The sequence below is a fragment of the Streptomyces sp. NPDC127068 genome, from assembly GCF_042724695.1.
In the GTDB taxonomy this organism is placed as follows: domain Bacteria; phylum Actinomycetota; class Actinomycetes; order Streptomycetales; family Streptomycetaceae; genus Streptomyces.
Genome location: NZ_JBHXEN010000075.1, coordinates 1 through 16,078, shown reverse-complemented (window position 1 = coordinate 16,078; position 16,078 = coordinate 1). Strand labels below are relative to the sequence as shown.

The 16,078-nt window shown below is 74.0% G+C and carries 15 protein-coding genes; 12 read left to right on the top strand and 3 right to left on the bottom strand.

The genetic code is table 11. The features are described from left to right. Positions 1-11: 11 nt before the first annotated feature. From ACFWIA_RS32270 to ACFWIA_RS32240, 7 genes are all read left to right on the top strand, one after another. Entirely contained in the window at positions 12-869 is an 858-nt protein-coding gene (locus tag ACFWIA_RS32270; protein ID WP_387010806.1) for a helix-turn-helix domain-containing protein, read from the top strand. Between the two features lie 125 nt (positions 870-994). Continuing rightward, positions 995-2,512: a 30S ribosomal protein S12 methylthiotransferase RimO gene (rimO, locus tag ACFWIA_RS32265; RefSeq protein ID WP_387010805.1), complete on the top strand. Its 1,518-nt coding sequence runs from the start codon at positions 995-997 to the stop codon at positions 2,510-2,512. Further along, entirely contained in the window at positions 2,509-3,408 is a 900-nt protein-coding gene (gene pgsA / locus ACFWIA_RS32260; protein ID WP_387010804.1) for a CDP-diacylglycerol--glycerol-3-phosphate 3-phosphatidyltransferase, read from the top strand. The genes rimO and pgsA overlap by 4 nt, the downstream gene beginning before the upstream one ends. Further along, entirely contained in the window at positions 3,405-3,926 is a 522-nt protein-coding gene (locus ACFWIA_RS32255) for a CinA family protein (protein WP_387010803.1), read from the top strand. Before pgsA ends, ACFWIA_RS32255 begins: the two co-directional genes overlap by 4 nt. Positions 3,927-4,035: 109 nt before the next feature. Beyond that, a complete protein-coding gene (locus ACFWIA_RS32250; RefSeq protein WP_387010802.1) occupies positions 4,036-4,407 on the top strand; it encodes a helix-turn-helix domain-containing protein in 372 nt (123 codons plus the stop codon). 238 nt (positions 4,408-4,645) lie between these two features. Then, a complete protein-coding gene (locus ACFWIA_RS32245) occupies positions 4,646-5,116 on the top strand; it encodes a Dps family protein (protein WP_387010801.1) in 471 nt (156 codons plus the stop codon). 36 nt (positions 5,117-5,152) lie between these two features. Further along, positions 5,153-5,401, top strand: a complete 249-nt coding sequence (locus ACFWIA_RS32240; RefSeq protein ID WP_387010800.1) for a hypothetical protein — start codon at positions 5,153-5,155, stop codon at positions 5,399-5,401. Between the two features lie 9 nt (positions 5,402-5,410). Here ACFWIA_RS32240 and ACFWIA_RS32235 read toward each other — a convergent pair whose 3' ends face one another. Continuing rightward, positions 5,411-6,220, bottom strand: coding sequence for an Fpg/Nei family DNA glycosylase (locus tag ACFWIA_RS32235; protein WP_387010799.1), 810 nt, complete (start codon positions 6,218-6,220; stop codon positions 5,411-5,413). A 50-nt stretch (positions 6,221-6,270) separates the two neighbouring features. Beyond that, on the bottom strand, positions 6,271-11,109 hold the full coding sequence (locus ACFWIA_RS32230) for an ATP-dependent helicase (RefSeq protein WP_387010798.1): 4,839 nt from the start codon (positions 11,107-11,109) through the stop codon (positions 6,271-6,273). Positions 11,110-11,213: 104 nt separating this feature from the next. Here ACFWIA_RS32230 and ACFWIA_RS32225 point away from each other — a divergent pair, with 104 nt between their 5' ends. The 3 genes from ACFWIA_RS32225 to ACFWIA_RS32215 are packed head-to-tail and all read left to right on the top strand — an operon-like array spanning position 11,214 to position 13,230. Next, positions 11,214-12,092: an AraC family transcriptional regulator gene (locus tag ACFWIA_RS32225; RefSeq protein WP_387010797.1), complete on the top strand. Its 879-nt coding sequence runs from the start codon at positions 11,214-11,216 to the stop codon at positions 12,090-12,092. Continuing rightward, positions 12,077-12,916 carry an AzlC family ABC transporter permease gene (locus ACFWIA_RS32220; protein WP_387010796.1) on the top strand — a complete coding sequence of 280 codons (840 nt, stop codon included), beginning with the start codon at positions 12,077-12,079 and terminating at the stop codon, positions 12,914-12,916. Before ACFWIA_RS32225 ends, ACFWIA_RS32220 begins: the two co-directional genes overlap by 16 nt. Beyond that, on the top strand, positions 12,913-13,230 hold the full coding sequence (locus ACFWIA_RS32215; RefSeq protein ID WP_387010795.1) for an AzlD domain-containing protein: 318 nt from the start codon (positions 12,913-12,915) through the stop codon (positions 13,228-13,230). Before ACFWIA_RS32220 ends, ACFWIA_RS32215 begins: the two co-directional genes overlap by 4 nt. Positions 13,231-13,266: 36 nt before the next feature. Here the strand turns inward: ACFWIA_RS32215 and ACFWIA_RS32210 are convergent, their stop codons facing one another. Then, the gene (locus tag ACFWIA_RS32210) at positions 13,267-14,259 is read right to left on the bottom strand and encodes a hypothetical protein (RefSeq protein ID WP_387010794.1); all 993 of its coding nucleotides are present in this window, start codon (positions 14,257-14,259) and stop codon (positions 13,267-13,269) included. Positions 14,260-14,338: 79 nt separating this feature from the next. Between ACFWIA_RS32210 and ACFWIA_RS32205 the strand changes: the two genes are divergently transcribed. Together ACFWIA_RS32205 and ACFWIA_RS32200 are read left to right on the top strand one after the other, a co-directional pair. Next, positions 14,339-14,533 carry a DUF3046 domain-containing protein gene (locus ACFWIA_RS32205; protein WP_387010793.1) on the top strand — a complete coding sequence of 65 codons (195 nt, stop codon included), beginning with the start codon at positions 14,339-14,341 and terminating at the stop codon, positions 14,531-14,533. A 163-nt stretch (positions 14,534-14,696) separates the two neighbouring features. Next, positions 14,697-15,953, top strand: a complete 1,257-nt coding sequence (locus tag ACFWIA_RS32200) for an AI-2E family transporter (protein ID WP_387010812.1) — start codon at positions 14,697-14,699, stop codon at positions 15,951-15,953. Positions 15,954-16,078: the final 125 nt, after the last annotated feature.

The window sequence follows — 16,078 nt, the reverse complement described above, 5'->3', positions numbered from 1 at the left end:
AAGGCGCCCCCGTGTCCATCGGCAACTCCCCTGAAGACGACCGGCCGGCCGACGACCTCGGTCCCGTCGACCTGCCGGCCCAAGACCGTCCCTCGATCGGTCGCGTCCTCCAGCAGGCGCGCATCGAGTCCGGGCTGACCGTGGACGAGGTCAGCACCGCCACGCGGGTGCGCATCCCGATCATCCACGGCATCGAGCAGGACGACTTCAGTCGCTGCGGGGGCGACGTCTACGCCCGCGGGCACCTCAGGACGCTCGCCCGCGCCGTGGGCCTCGACCCCGCCGAGTTGCTGGAGCGCTTCGACGCCGACCACGGCGGGCGGCCCGCGCCGACCCCCGCCGCGCCGCTGTTCGAGGCCGAGCGCATCCGGCCCGAGCCGCGCCGGCCCAACTGGACCGCGGCCATGGTCGCCGCGATCGTCGCGGTGATCGGTTTCGTCGGCTTCACGGCGTTCAAGGGCGACGACGGCGGGGACAACAGCCGCACGCCCGTCGCGGGCAGCGGTTCCACCCCCGCCGGTGACACCACCAAGTCCAAGCCGAACCCGCCGAAGCCCGCCGACCCCAAGCCCGACCCGTCCGGCAGCGCGATCGCCGCGGTGCCCCAGGACAAGGTCACCGTCAAGGTCAGCGCCCCCGACGGGCGGAGTTGGATCTCGGCCAAGGACCTCAACGGCCGCACCCTCTTCGACGGCACCCTCGAACAGGGCGACTCGAAGACCTTCCAGGACAAGCAGCAGATCGACCTCGTCCTCGGCAACGCGGGCGCGATCGACCTGTTCGTCAACGGGAAGGCCATCGAGGACGACTTCCAGCCCGGCCAGATCGAACGTCTGACCTACACCAAGGGCGATCCCCAGGCGGGCTGACCCGGGCGGACGGGGGGCTGCGGCACCCCGCCCGCGGAGCGGTACGGGGCCGCGCGCCGCCCGGCGGTCCCCAAGGGTGCCCCGAGGCGCGAGTGCGGTCACTAGGACGAAGTAGTCTTGAGCCCATGCCCGAACGCCGCACCGTCGCTCTCGTCACTCTCGGCTGCGCCCGTAACGAGGTGGACTCGGAGGAGCTGGCAGGCCGCTTGGAGGCGGACGGCTGGCAGCTCGTCGAGGACGCCGAGGAAGCGGACGTCGCCGTCGTCAACACCTGCGGATTCGTCGACGCCGCCAAGAAGGACTCCGTCGACGCCCTCCTGGAGGCCAACGACCTCAAGGGACACGGGAGAACGCAGGCCGTCGTGGCCGTGGGCTGCATGGCGGAGCGTTACGGCAAGGACCTCGCCGAGGCCCTGCCCGAAGCCGACGGCATCCTCGGCTTCGACGACTACGCGGACATCTCCGACCGCCTCCAGACCATCCTCAGCGGCGGCGTCCACGCCTCCCACACCCCCCGCGACCGCCGCAAGCTGCTGCCCATCAGCCCGGCCGAGCGGCAGGCCGCCGGCGCGGCCGTGGCCCTGCCCGGCCACGCCCCGGTGGAAGCCGCCCCGGCGCCGCGCGACCTCCCCGACGGGCTCGCCCCGGCGTCCGGGCCGCGCGCCCCGCTGCGCCGCCGGCTGGGCTCCTCGCCCGTCGCGTCGGTGAAGCTGGCCTCCGGCTGCGACCGCCGCTGCACCTTCTGCGCGATCCCCTCGTTCCGCGGCTCCTTCATCTCCCGCCGTCCCTCCGACGTGCTCGGCGAGACCCGCTGGCTGGCCGAGCAGGGCGTCAAGGAGGTCATGCTGGTCTCCGAGAACAACACCTCCTACGGCAAGGACCTGGGCGACATCCGCCTGCTGGAGACGCTGCTGCCCGAGCTCGCGGCCGTCGACGGCATCGAACGGGTGCGGGTCAGCTACCTCCAGCCCGCCGAGATGCGGCCCGGCCTGATCGACGTGCTCACCTGCACCGAGAAGGTCGCGCCCTACTTCGACCTGTCGTTCCAGCACTCCGCGCCCGCGGTGCTGCGGTCGATGCGCCGCTTCGGGGACACCGACCGCTTCCTGGAACTGCTCGACCAGATCCGCGCCAAGGCACCCGAGGCGGGCGTGCGGTCCAACTTCATCGTCGGGTTCCCCGGCGAGTCCGAGGACGACCTCGCCGAGTTGGAGCGCTTCCTCACCCATGCGCGGCTCGACGCCATCGGCGTGTTCGGGTACTCCGACGAGGAGGGCACCGAGGCGGCGACCTACCAGGACAAGCACGACGTGGACACCGTCGCGGACCGTCTCGCGCGGGTGTCCCAGCTCGCCGACGAGCTCACCGCCCAGCGCGCCGACGAGCGTCTCGGCGAGACACTTGAGGTACTGGTCGAGTCCCTCGGCTCCGCCGACGACCCCGACGAGGACGAGGGGGCCGTGGGGCGCGCCGCCCACCAGGCGCCGGAGACGGACGGCCAGGTGCGCTTCACCAGCGCCGCCGGACTCACCGTCGGCCGTATGGTCAGGGCGAAGGTGGTGGGCACCGAAGGCGTTGACCTGTTGGCAGAGGTCGCGGAACTGACCACGAGCGGCGTGTGTACTGAGGAGGCGGCCAGATGACCGGAGTCCCGGCATCCACGGCGGGCGGTTCCGGTAGGCCGGTGCCCGGCGGCAAGCTGGGCGCTGCGGCCGTCAACCAGGCCAGTCTCTGGAACATCGCCAACATCCTCACCATGGTCCGGCTGCTGCTGGTGCCCGGCTTCGTGGCGCTGATGCTGGCCGGCGGCGGATACGACCCCGCCTGGCGTTCCCTCGCCTGGGCGGCGTTCGCCGTCGCCATGATCACCGACCTGTTCGACGGGCACCTCGCGCGGACGTACAACCTGGTCACCGACTTCGGGAAGATCGCCGACCCGATCGCCGACAAGGCGATCATGGGCGCGGCGCTGCTCTGTCTGTCCTCGCTCGGTGAGCTGCCCTGGTGGGTCACCGGGGTGATCCTCGGCCGTGAGCTGGGCGTCACGCTGCTGCGCTTCATCGTCATCCGCTACGGAGTGATCCCGGCCAGCCGCGGCGGCAAGCTGAAGACGCTCGCCCAGGGCACCGCCGTCGGGATGTACGTGCTGGCGCTGACCGGCCCGCTCGCCACCCTGCGGTTCTGGGTGATGGCGGTCGCGGTGGTCCTCACCGTGGTCACCGGGCTCGACTACGTGCGCCAGGCCGTGGTGCTCCGCCGCCAGGGCATCGCCGAGCGCCGGGCTCAGGCGGCCGACACCCTGCACGCCGTGGACCGCGAGGCGGCCCGGGTCGAGCGCGTCCGCGCCGCCGAGGAGCGGACCCCGGCCGCCCCGGAACCCGGCCCGACCGGGGACCCCGCGGGTCGCGCGCAGGCCACCGGGGTACCGGCGGAGGGCGCCGCTTCGGCGGACCCGGGAACGCACGAGCGGACGGACGCGCCCCCCGAGGCAGCGGGCAGCGCCACCCGCTTCGCCGGCGAACGGGACACCGAGCGGTGAGCGAGCCGGCCGCCACGGCACTGCGGCTGCTGCGGGAGCGGGGCGAGACCCTCGCGGTCGCGGAGTCGCTGACCGGCGGCCTGGTCGCGGCCGCGATCACGGACACGCCCGGCGCCTCCGACGCCTTCCGGGGCTCGGTGACCGCCTATGCGACCGGGCTCAAGGAACGGCTCCTCGGAGTCGACGGTGACCTCCTCGCCTCGGCGGGTGCCGTGGCCGCCGAGGTCGCCCTCCAGATGGCGGACGGGGTGCGCACCGCCCTCGGGGCCGACTGGGGAATCGCCACCACCGGTGTCGCGGGCCCGGCGCCCCAGGACGGTCAGCCCGTCGGAACGGTGTACCTCGCGGTGCGCGGGCCACGGGACGGCGGCAAAGTGGTCGCATTGCGGTTGAACGGCGGTCGGGCGGAAATCCGTAGGGAAAGCGTACGGAGCGTGCTCGGTCTGCTGCTGGAGCGGCTGTCCGACGGGCCCGGACACGACCGCGCACAGGATACGGAACAGAACGGGGGGACTTGATGTTTGCAGCCCTGAGTGAACACGACATCGCTCCCCGCACGGCCGCGGCACTAGGCGGTACGGTGGGGCGTGAAGGATGCGGCTACACGGTCCGAGGAGGGAGCAACCGATGATTCTGCTCCGTCGCCTGTTGGGTGACGTGCTGCGTCGGCAGCGCCAGCGCCAGGGCCGTACTCTGCGCGAAGTCTCCTCGTCCGCCCGAGTGTCACTCGGCTATCTCTCCGAGGTGGAGCGGGGGCAGAAGGAGGCTTCCTCCGAGCTGCTCTCCGCCATCTGCGACGCGCTTGACGTACGGATGTCCGAGCTGATGCATGAGGTGAGCGATGAGCTCGCCCTTGCTGAGCTGGCCGAGTCTGCGGCCAACGAGCCGGTGCCCGCACCGGTGCGCCCGATGCTCAATTCCGTCTCGGTGACCGGCGTGCCACCGGAACGGGTCACGATCAAGGCGCCCGCGGAGGCAGTGGACGTGGTCGCGGCCTGACCGCTGCCACCGCCCGCGGTCCCACGGCGTCCCCTGACGTCTCCGAGCCCCGGTTCGGACGTCCCCGCTTCAGGTGCGGGGGCGTCCGGGCCGGGGCTGTGGTGTGTCCGGGGTGCCGCGCGGCCGTCGGGAAGCCCTTCGGGAGGGGTATCGGGGGAACAGGTTTGGATGCCCCCTTTCGGGTAGGTGTGCCATGGTTGAAGAGGCATGATCCCCACCGTGGAACCGGAGGACCGGGATGTACGTCGTGAAGAGTCCGCTGTCCGACGCCGACATGAAGACCGTGGCCGAAGCGCTCCAGGGCGCCCTGGTGGACCTGGTCGACCTTTCGTTGATCTCCAAGCAGATCCACTGGAACGTCGTCGGTCCACGGTTCCGCTCGGTCCACCTCCAGCTGGACGAGGTGGTCGACACCGCCCGGCTGCACTCGGACACGGTCGCGGAGCGCGCGTCCACGCTGGGGGTGTCCCCGGACGGTCGGGCCGGGACCGTGGCCGCCACCAGCGGCATCGGCACGGTGCCCGAGGGCTGGATCAAGGACGTGGAGGCCGTGGGCACCCTGGTGACCGCGCTCGCCGCGGTGATCACCCGGATGCGGGTACGGGTCGACACGACTGCCGAGGCCGACCCCGTCAGCCAGGACATCCTCATCCAGATCACCGCTGACCTCGAAAAGCACCATTGGATGTTCCAAGCCGAGAACGGCTGAGCCCGCTCCGTCGGGCGGGTGGAAGGACGACGGCCGGTGTCGGGGCGCACGCTCGCCCGGGTCGCCGCCGGGGTGTGCGGGGCCCTGTGGTGCTGGGCCGTGCTGAGGCTCGCCCTCGCCCCCTCGGCCGGACTGCTGGAGGGGACCGTCGCGGCGGGCGGCTGGGGCCTGAGCCTGCTGCCGGTGCACTGTGCGCCCGCGCCCACCTCCTCCCGGGTACGGGGCACGTCACCTCGGGGCCGCCCCCGCCGTGCCGGACGCCGACCACGGCTCCCGCGCCCCTGATCCGGGTGCTCACCGGCCCGGCGGGGGAGGGGCCGGGCCCTGCTGGCAGGACGGGCACCAGTACGTGGGACGGGAACGGGAGCCGTCGCCCTGCTCGGCCCGGCGGACCGGGGTGCCACAGCGCAGACACGGGCGGGGCGCCCGACCGTACACGTACAGCGGCTGGTCCCGACGGCCCGTGGTGACCCGGTGCGGACGGTCGCGGTTGGCCTCCAGCAGCCGCCGCGCGAGGACGGGCACGGCTGCCGCCTGCTCGGCGGACAGGGCGCCGACCGGGAGCCACGGGGTGGCACCGAGCAGGAAGCACAGCTCCGACTTGTAGACGTTGCCCACGCCGGCCAGGTTCCGCTGGTCGAGCAGGGCCTCGCCGAGGGGCAGGTCCGGCGCCGCCAGCAGGTTCCCCAGGGCGCGGTCCGCGTCCCAGTCGGGGCCCAGCGGATCGGGACCGAGATGTCCGACGACCCGGTGCTCGTCAGCGGTCCGCAGCAGATCGAGCACCGGCAACCGGTACCCGACGGCCGTCCAGGCACGGGTGCCCAGTACCGCGCGGATCTGGTGGGCGGGTCCCCCGCTCCAGCGTTCCCGGGGCCGGTAGAGCCGCCACGAACCGTCCATGCGCAGATGCGAGTGGAGGGTCAGGCCGCCCTCGATCCGGGTGAGGAGGTGCTTGCCGCGCGGCGCGACCTCCAGGACCGTACGTCCCGTCAGGTCCACCGTCGCCAGCTTGGGCACTCGCAGGTCGGAGCGGGTGAGTTGCTCTCCCGTCAACGCGTGGTGCAGCCGCTGTGCGGCCTGCCAGACCGTGTCGCCCTCAGGCATGCGTCCAGGGTGACACGGTCCGGCCGCCGACCCGGGCCGAAGCGCTCACTTCACCCGCGTAGCCGCAGTCCCCGGGGCGTGGCGTGGAATCCCGCCGCTTCCAGGACCTCGCCGAGTGCCGAGGTCAGTGCGGGGGCCCCGTTGACCCGTTCCACGGTGATGGTGCCCAAGGCCCCCTCGCGGGCCGCGGCGGCCACCGCCTCGGCCGCCGCCACCAGCCGTGCGTCCTGCCCGGCGGCCCGGGTCGGCGCGGCCGGGTCCTGTGCCTCCGCTTGGGTCGGCGGGTCCGTCGGCCAGGCCAACAGGGTCTTGCCGCCCCGCTCCATGTACAGCGTCAGCTCGCCGTCGACCAGGACGACCAGCGAACCGGCCTTGCGCCCGGGCTTGTGGCCGGCGCCGGTCGGCGGCTCGGGCCACCCCAGGGCCGCACCGTACGCATTGGCCGGGTCCGCCGCCGCCAGGACCACCGCCCGTGGGCCACCCGCCGCGGGCTTGCCGGCACCGGATGCGGACGACCGGCCGGGCCCGCCTCCGTACGGCGTCGGGAACTCGTGTGGGGCGCCCGTGTCGACGGTGGGGGAGACCTCGTCGAGGAAGTCCGGGATGCCGTGCGGGGCGCGGCCCCCGTGGAGGTCACCCCCGTCGGCGGCAGCACCGCGTTCCCGCGCCGCGGCCATCGCCCGCAGCCGGTCCACCGCCCCGTCCATCGCGAACTGCGCCGCGCCCAGCCCCTCCACCACGTAACCCCGTCGCGCCTGGCCGCTCTCCTCGAACACCGACAGCACCCGGTACGCCGCGGAGAACCCGCCCTCGACGCCCTCCGCGGCGACCGCGCCGCGGGTCACCACCCCGTGCCGGTCCAGCAGGGTGCGGGCCAGGGCATGGGCGCGCAGGGTCGGGTCGGGCTCGGCCGCGGGGAGCAGCGACCACCGTCCGCCGACCGTGGGCGGCCCGCCCCGGGAGGCCGGGCGGGCGGCGCCCGTCAGCGATCCGTACCGGCCGCGGGGGACCGTCCGGCGGGCGCGGTGGGCCGTCGAACCGGCGGTGCGGCCCGAGCCCAGCAGCGCGCGCAGCGGGGCGAGCGTGTCATTGGTCAGCCGGCCCGACCAGGCGAGGTCCCAGACGGTGTCGGCGAGCTGCGGATCGGTGGCCTCCGGGTGGGTGCCGGTCCGCACCCGGTCGGCGATCTGACGGAAGAACAGGCCGTACCCGTCGGCGAGGACGTCCAGCACACACCGGTGCAGTTCCGTCAGTTCCAGCGGCTGGGGCGGCGGTAGCAGCAGGGGCGCCGTGTCGGCCAGATAGAGGCTGATCCAGCCGTCCTTGCCGGGGAGCGCGCCGGCGCCCGCCCACACCACTTCGCCCGATGCGGTCAACTCGTCCAACACCGCCGGGGCGTACCCGCCGACCCGGGAGGGCAGGACCAGCTTCTCCAGCGCCGATGCGGGCACGGCCGCACCCTGCAACTGCTCGACGGCCCGCACCAGTCCGTCCGTCCCGCGGAGCCCGCCGCGCTCGCCGACGTGCTGCCACCGGGGGAGGAACTGGGCGAGGGCCGCCGGGGGGACGGGCTCCAGCTCCTGGCGCAGGGCGGCCAGCGAGCGGCGGCGCAGCCGGCGCAGCACCGTCGTGTCGCACCACTCCTGGCCGATGCCCGCCGGATGGAACTCGCCCTGGACGACCCGTCCGGCCGCCGCGAGTCGGTGCAGCGCCCCGTCGGTGACCGCGCTGCCGAGCCCGAACCGTCCGGCCGCCGCCGCGGAGGTGAACGGGCCGTGGGTGCGGGCGTAACGGGCCAGGAGGTCACCGAGGGGGTCCCCCACGGGTTCCGTGAACGCTTCCGGCACGCCGACCGGCAGGGCGGTGCCCAACGCGTCCCGCAGTCGCCCCGCGTCCTCGACGGCCGCCCAGTGGTCCGCCCCGGCGATCCGCACCCGGATCGCCCGTCGGGCGGCGGCGAGGTCCGTCGCCCACTGCGCTTCGGCGCCCCGTTCGGCCAGCTCTGCGGGGGTCAGCGGGCCGAGGAGGCGCAGCAGGTCCGCGACGCCCTCCGCGTCCTTGACGCGTCGGTCCTCGGTGCGCCACTGGAGTTCGCCCTCCAGTTCGGTCAGCACCTGAGCATCGAGCAGTTCCCGCAGTTCCGCCTGGCCGAGCAGTTCCGCGAGCAGCCGGGAGTCGAGGGACAGGGCCGCCGCCCGGCGCTCGGCCAGCGGTGAGTCGCCTTCGTACAGGAACTGGGCGACGTAGCCGAAGAGCAGCGAGCGGGCGAAGGGGGAGGGTTCCTGGGTGGTGACCTCCACCAGTCGGACCCGGCGGGACTCGATGTCGCCCATCAGCTCGGTCAGCCCCGGCACGTCGAACACGTCCTGGAGGCATTCGCGGACCGCTTCCAGGACGATGGGGAAGGAACCGAAGTCGCTCGCCACTTCGAGGAGTTGCGCGGCCCGTTGGCGCTGCTGCCACAGCGGGGTGCGCTTGCCGGGGCTGCGGCGGGGCAGGAGCAGCGCCCGCGCGGCGCACTCCCGGAACCGGGACGCGAACAGTGCCGAGCCGCCGACCTGGTCCGTGACGACCTGGTTGACGTCGCCCTGGTCGAACAGCACGTCGGCGGCGCCGACCGGGGCCTGCTCCGCGTCGAACGCGTCGCCCGTCCGGCCGGGCTCGGCGTCGAGGAGGTCGAGGCCCATCAGATCGGCGTCCGGAAGGCGGAGCACCAGCCCGTCGTCGGCGTGCATGACCTGGGCGTCCATGCCGTACCGCTCGGTGAGCCGGGCGCCCAGCGCGAGCGCCCAGGGGGCGTGCACCTGGGCGCCGAAGGGGGAGTGGACGACCACCCGCCAGTCGCCCAGCTCGTCGCGGAACCGCTCCACCACGATGGTGCGGTCGTCGGGCACGTGTCCGCACGCCGCGCGCTGTTCGTCCAGATAGGCGAGGACGTTGTCGGCGGCCCATGCGTCGAGTCCGGCGGCCGTCAGTCGTGACCGGGCGTCGTCCTTGGTCAGGGCACCCACCTCGCGCAGGAACGCGCCGAGTGCGCGGCCCAGTTCCAAGGGGCGGCCGAGTTGGTCGCCCTTCCAGAACGGGAGCCGGCCCGGCACGCCCGGCGCGGGGGAGACCAGCACGCGGTCCCGGGTGATGTCCTCGATCCGCCAGGAACTGGTGCCGAGGGTGAACACGTCCCCGACCCGTGACTCGTAGACCATCTCCTCGTCCAGCTCGCCGACCCGGCCGCCGCCCTTCTTCGGGTCGGCCCCGGCGAGGAACACCCCGAACAGGCCCCGGTCGGGGATGGTCCCGCCGGAGGTGACGGCGAGTCGCTGCGCACCGGGGCGACCGGTGACCGTACCGGCGATCCGGTCCCACACCACGCGCGGACGCAGTTCGGCGAACGCGTCGGAGGGGTAGCGGCCCGCGAGCATGTCCAGGACCGCGGTGAACGCCGACTCGGGGAGCGAGGCGAAGGGTGCCGCCCGGCGCGCCAGCGCCAGCAGGTCGTCCACCTGCCAGGTGTCCATCGCGGTCATCGCGACGAGTTGCTGTGCGAGGACGTCCAGCGGATTGGCGGGCACCCGCAGCGACTCGATCGCGCCCGCGCGCATCCGCTCGGTGACCACCGCGGACTGCACCAGATCGCCCCGGTACTTGGGGAACACGACCCCCGTCGACACGGCGCCCACCTGGTGCCCGGCCCGCCCCACCCGCTGGAGCCCGGACGCCACCGAAGGCGGCGACTCCACCTGGACCACGAGGTCGACGGCGCCCATGTCGATGCCCAGTTCCAGACTGGACGTGGCGACCACGGCGGGCAGCCGACCCGCCTTCAGGTCCTCCTCGACCAGAGCCCGTTGTTCCTTGGACACCGAACCGTGGTGGGCCCGCGCGATGACCGCCGGCGCTCCCCGCGCGGCCCCGGAACCGCCCATCAGCTCGGCGGGCGCGTGGTCCTCCCCCAAGGGGACGCCGGTGGCCCGTTCGTACGCGATCTCGTTCAGCCGGTTGCACAGGCGCTCGGCGAGGCGCCGGGAGTTCGCGAACACGATCGTGGACCGGTGGGCCAGCACCAGATCGGTGATCCGCTCCTCGACGTGCGGCCAGATCGAGGGGCGCTCCCCGTCCGCACCGGCCTGGGAGGCCGGCGAACCGCCCAGCTCCCCCAGGTCCTGCACCGGGACGACCACCGACAGGTCGAACTCCTTGCCCGAAGGGGGCTGCACCACCTCGACCCGGCGCCCCGGCGAGAGGTAGCGCGCCACCTCGTCCACCGGGCGGACCGTCGCGGACAGGCCGATGCGGCGGGCGGGCCGCTCCAACAGCTCGTCCAGCCGCTCCAGGGAGAGGGCCAGGTGCGCGCCGCGCTTGGTGCCGGCCACCGCGTGCACCTCGTCCAGGATGACGGTCTCCACCCCCGTCAGCGCCTCCCGGGTGGCCGAGGTCAGCATCAGGAACAGGGACTCCGGCGTGGTGATCAGGATGTCCGGCGGGCGGTTCGCCAGGGCCCGGCGCTCGGCGGCCGGGGTGTCGCCCGAGCGGATGCCGACCCGGACCTCCGGCTCCGGGAGCCCGAGCCGGACCGCCTCCTGCCGGATGCCGGTGAGCGGGCTGCGGAGATTGCGCTCCACGTCCACCGCGAGCGCCTTCAACGGCGACACGTATAGCACCCGGCACCGCTTCTTCGGATCGGCGGGGACCGGCGCGGAGGTCAGCTGGTCGAGCGCGGCGAGGAACGCGGCCAGCGTCTTGCCGGAGCCGGTCGGCGCGACGACCAGCACGTCGGAGCCCTCGCCGATCGCCCGCCACGCGCCGCTCTGGGCGCTCGTGGGCGCGGAGAACGCCCCCGAGAACCAACCGCGGGTCGCGGGGGAGAACGCATCGAGAGCAGACCGCACCATGTCCCCATCCTGCACCCCACCACTGACAACCGCCCCGACCTGCGCGAACACCCCGTGCGGCGGTCCCGGGCGGCGGAGCGGGCGACTGGCGCAGAATGGGACCCATGGGCGGCAACGTGGAACGCGCGCGGCACTGGCAGTACCCGGAGCTGCCCGGGGTCGACCTGTTGCGGGCCCGGTACGTCCACAAGAACTTCGTCCGGCACACCCACGAGGGCTTCGTGATCGCCGCGATCAGCGAGGGCGTGGAGATCTTCCACCACGGCGGCTTCGACCAGTACGCGGGCCCCGGCACGCTCGCCCTGGTCAACCCCGACACCCCGCACACCGGCCGGGCGGGCGTCCCCGAGGGCTGGCGGTACGGTGCCGTCTACCCCGGGCCCGAGCTGGTCGCCGAGATCGCCGCCGAGACCACCGGCATCCGCGGCGCCCCCGGGTTCACCAGCCCGGTCCTGGACGACCCGTACGCCGCCGGCCTCGTCCACCGGGTGCTGCGCGCCGCCGACGAGGGCGACCCGCTGGCCGCCGACACCTTCCTGCGGGCCGCCGTCACCCGGCTGCTGCGGCGCAACGGCGGACCGCTGCCCCAGCGCCCCGTCCGCTCGGCCGGCGCCCGCACCGCCGCCCGCGCTCGTGCCGTGCTGGAGGAGCGGTTGGACCGGCCGCCGACCCTGCACCGCCTCGCCACCGACCTGGGCACCACCCCGTTCGCCCTGCTCCGCGCCTTCCGCGACGTCTACGGGATGCCCCCGCACAGCTGGCTCACCGACGCGCGGGTGCGCCGCGCCCGTCGGCTGCTGGACGCCGGCGTGCGCCCCGCGGACGTGGCGGTCGCCGTCGGCTTCAGTGACCAACCCCACCTCAACCGTCACTTCACCCGCATAGTGGGCGTGCCCCCCGGCGCCTACCAGCGCGAGCGCAAGAACGTACAAGAACCGTCCGGCGGCCCCGTCGTACCGTCGAAGGCGTGGCAGAACAGATAGCACCCGCCTCCGCGGGCCCGACGGACGCCCCGGTCAGACCCGGTGCGCCCACCAAGCGCGACGCCGCCGTCGTCCGGGACGCCCTGGGCGTCGGCGTGGCCGTCGGCCTCTCCGGCTTCGCCTTCGGTGTGACCGCGGCGGGCAGCGGACTCACCCTCCTCCAGACCTGCGCCCTGAGCCTCCTGGTGTTCACCGGGGCCTCCCAGTTCGCCCTGGTGGGGGCGCTCGCCGCGGGCGGCAACCCACTGACGGCGGCGGCCGGCGCGTTCTTCCTCGGCGTGCGCAACGCCTTCTACGGACTGCGCCTGTCCCAGTTGCTCGCCCTGCCCCGGGCGGTGCGGCCGTTCGCCGCGCAGTGGGTCATCGACGAGACCACCGCCGTCTCGCTCGCCCAGCCCACGCGCCGGGCGGCCCGGATCGGCTTCACGGTCACCGGGCTCACCCTCTACGTGCTCTGGAACCTCACCACGCTGCTCGGCGCCCTGGGCGCGGAGGCCATCGGCGACACCGACGCCTGGGGCCTGGACGCGGCGGGACCCGCAGTGTTCCTCGCCCTGCTGGCGCCCATGCTCCGCACCCCCGCCGAGCGCGCCGTCGCCGCCCTGGCGATCCTCCTCGGCCTGGGGCTGCTGCCGGTGCTGCCGGCCGGGGTGCCGGTCCTGCTCTCGGCCCTCGCCGCACCCGTGGTCCTGTACCTCAGCGGGCGCCGGAGCCCTGCACACGGACCCGCCGCGGACCCGGGGGAGGCTCCCCGCCGCCCTGCTGACGACGCCGATGGCGAAGGCACCGGCCGGGACACCGGGAGGAGGCCGGGGAACCGATGACCGAGACGACCGTGTGGATCGCGATCGGCGTCACCGCCGTCGGTTGTTACGCCGTCAAGCTGCTCGGCCTCCTGGTGCCCGCCGGCGCGCTGGAACGCCCACTGGTGCGCCGCCTGGCGGCCCTCGTACCCGTGGCGCTGCTCGCCGCGCTCACCGCCCAGCAGACCTTCTCCGACGGCGCCGAACTGCTCCTCGACGCCAAGGCCGCCGGGCTCGGCGCGGCGGCCCTCGCCCTGGTCCTGCGGGCGCCCTTCCTGGTCGTCGTCGGGGCGGCCGTGGCCGTCACGGCCGGCGTGCGGGCGCTGACCGGGTGACCGACAGCCGCCCGGCCCGGCCCCGGACCGGGCGGCTCAGCCGATGGACCGGCCGTGGGCCCGCAGGGTGCGCAACGCCTCCAGGGTGACGATGGGGCGCCACTCCAGCGCCGTGCCGGGCGCCCACAGCCGCCACTGGATCGGCCAGCCCCCGTCGCTCTGCTGCTGCGCCGCCAGCACGTCCAGCGACCGGGCCATCTCCGCCTCCGTGAACCAGGCGCGCGCCAGCGAGCGGGGGGAGCGCGCGAAGTGGTGCGGGTAGTGGTGCTCCTTGGGCGCGTACCCGGGGGCCACCGGGAAGTCGTCGAGTCGCTCCGGGTCCAGGACCGCGAGCCGCTGCTCCCGCACCAGCCGTCCCAGCCGGTCGGCGGCGGCCTCCGCGCGCGAGCGGTCCGGCACGGAGTCCAGGAACACGATCGCGGCCTCGATCTCGTAGGGGTGCGACTTCTCCAGCGACTCCACCGCGTGCCAGCAGAAGTCCGTCGCCCGGAACAGCCAGGCGTGCCAGACGTCGTTGCGGTGCAGCAGGCCCACCACGGGGCCCGTCGCCAGCAGGTCCCCCGGCGGATGGTCCACGACCGGCACGAACGGCGCGGACGGGTACGCCCGCTGGGTCGGCAGGACCGAGGGCAGGGCCCCCTCCGGGGTGGACACGGACGTCAGGTGGCGGCCGAGCCGTTCCACGCGTTGTCCGCCGCACCGCCCGATCGAGTCGAGCACCCGCAGCGCGTGCGCGGCGTGCAGGGGCTGGCTCACCGGTCCCCTGAGGTCCGGTTCGAGGGCGTGCCCGTAGCCGCCGTCCTCGGTGCGGTACGCGTCGAGGGCGGTCTCCACCGCGTCGGCGTCGGCCGCGCCCAGGAACTCGTACGCGAACCTGCGCTGCTCCAGCACCCGCGCGGTGAGCCACAGGAAGTCCGCCGCGCGGGCGAGCGGGGTGTGCGCCGGGGTGGGCTGCGCGGCTCCGGGAGCCGGGGCGGTGGAACGTGTGGCGGGCTGCGAGGGCAGGGGGAAAGCTCCGGATTCGGCCATGTCACGACCGTAGAGGCCGAGCGCCGTGCGGGGAGCCGTACCGGTCCGGCTGCACCCTCAGGGGCGGGATACTGAAGGCATGCGGTTGACGGTTTTCTGGCAGCGGATGGCGGACCACTTCGGCGCGGGGTACGCCGAGTCCTTCGCCCGTGACCACGTGATGGCGGAGTTGGACGGGCGCACGGTGCACCAGGCGCTCGCGGCCGGTTGGGAGACGAAGGACGTGTGGCGGGCGGTGTGCGAGGCGGTCGGCGTGCCGGCGCACCTGCGCTGACCGGCCGCCGCCGCGCACGGGCCGGGGCGTCCGATGCGCACGGGTGGGGCGGAAACCGCGTGGCGTAGGCGAAACTTGCACGGTGGCACCCATTGATGACACGGACGACAGCACGCGCACGGCAGGTCCGGCCGACGGCGCCGACACCTCCCGGGCGGCACGGATATCCCGGGACCCCACCCCGTCCACCGGGGCGGCACCGCCGCCCGCGGCCCGGTCCGACGGAGCGGCCCCGGTGGACGACCGGAGCGTCAAGATGCCCCGCTGGCTGCCGCGCGCCATCGTGCTGGCCCTCGCCCTGTACGCCTGCTTCCAGCTCGGCAGCTGGGCGTTCCACCAGCTCACCGGCCTGCTGATCAACATCCTGATCTCGTTCTTCCTGGCGCTGGCCATCGAACCCGCCGTGAGTTGGATGGCGGCGCGGGGGATGCGCCGGGGTCTCGCCACGGCCACCGTGTTCCTGGGGCTGGTGGTCGTGACGGCGGGCTTCGTCACGATGATGGGATCGATGCTCGCCGGCCAGATCGCGAGCATCTCCGAGGACTTCCCCAAGTACCTCGACTCGGTCATCAACTGGACCAACACGACGTTCGGCACCGAACTGAACCGGGTCAAGGTCCAGGACAGCCTCGTCCACTCCGACTGGCTCCAGAAGTACATCCAGGACAGCGCCACCGGTGTCCTGGACGTCTCCGCGCAGGTGCTGGGCGGGCTGTTCCACCTGCTGACCGTGCTGCTGTTCGCGTTCTACTTCGCGGCGGACGGCCCGCGGCTGCGGCGCGCGCTGTGTTCGGTGCTGCCGCCCGCCCGACAGGCCGAGGTGTTGCGGGCCTGGGAGATCGCCGTCCACAAGACGGGCGGGTACCTGTACTCGCGCGGGCTGATGGCCCTGGTGTCCGGCGTCGCGCACTACGTCCTGTTCGAGGCCCTGACGGTGCCCTACGCGCCCGCCCTCGCGGTGTGGGTGGGCCTGGTCTCCCAGTTCATCCCGACCATCGGCACGTATCTGGCGGGCGCCCTGCCCATGCTGATCGCCTTCACGGTCGACCCCTGGTACTCGCTGTGGGTGCTGATCTTCGTCCTGGTGTACCAGCAGTTCGAGAACTACCTGCTCCAGCCGAAGCTGACCGCCAGGACCGTGGACATCCACCCGGCCGTCGCCTTCGGTTCGGTCATCGTCGGCACGGCGCTGCTCGGCGCGGTGGGCGCGCTGATCGCCATTCCGGCGGTCGCCACCCTCCAGGCGTTCCTCGGCACGTACGTCCGGCGGTACGACGTCACGGACGACCCCCGTGTCCAGGGTCACCCGCGCAAGGCGACCGGGGGTGCGTTCAGCCGGGTCCGCGGGTTGCTGGGCGGTTCGGCGGCCCGTACCGCGCGGACCCGCTCCCCGGACGCGGACGGGGTGCCCGGCGGCTGACGCCGGGGGACCCGGGGCGCGCGGGGGTACCGCGCGCGGGGGCGTGAACAGTGACGTCACCTCGCTGGTGGCCGCCGCCCGCAGCGGGCGGCCGAGGGCCGTCGCCCGGCTGATCACCCTGGTGG

Coding starts and splice junctions, on each gene's coding strand:
- rimO (WP_387010805.1), top strand. CDS start 995: ATGCCCGAACGCCGCACCGTCGCTCTCGTCACTCTCGGCTGCGCCCGT.
- pgsA (WP_387010804.1), top strand. CDS start 2,509: ATGACCGGAGTCCCGGCATCCACGGCGGGCGGTTCCGGTAGGCCGGTG.
- ACFWIA_RS32250 (WP_387010802.1), top strand. CDS start 4,036: ATGATTCTGCTCCGTCGCCTGTTGGGTGACGTGCTGCGTCGGCAGCGC.
- ACFWIA_RS32245 (WP_387010801.1), top strand. CDS start 4,646: ATGTACGTCGTGAAGAGTCCGCTGTCCGACGCCGACATGAAGACCGTG.
- ACFWIA_RS32235 (WP_387010799.1), bottom strand. CDS start 6,220: ATGCCTGAGGGCGACACGGTCTGGCAGGCCGCACAGCGGCTGCACCAC.
- ACFWIA_RS32230 (WP_387010798.1), bottom strand. CDS start 11,109: ATGGTGCGGTCTGCTCTCGATGCGTTCTCCCCCGCGACCCGCGGTTGG.
- ACFWIA_RS32225 (WP_387010797.1), top strand. CDS start 11,214: ATGGGCGGCAACGTGGAACGCGCGCGGCACTGGCAGTACCCGGAGCTG.
- ACFWIA_RS32215 (WP_387010795.1), top strand. CDS start 12,913: ATGACCGAGACGACCGTGTGGATCGCGATCGGCGTCACCGCCGTCGGT.
- ACFWIA_RS32210 (WP_387010794.1), bottom strand. CDS start 14,259: ATGGCCGAATCCGGAGCTTTCCCCCTGCCCTCGCAGCCCGCCACACGT.
- ACFWIA_RS32205 (WP_387010793.1), top strand. CDS start 14,339: ATGCGGTTGACGGTTTTCTGGCAGCGGATGGCGGACCACTTCGGCGCG.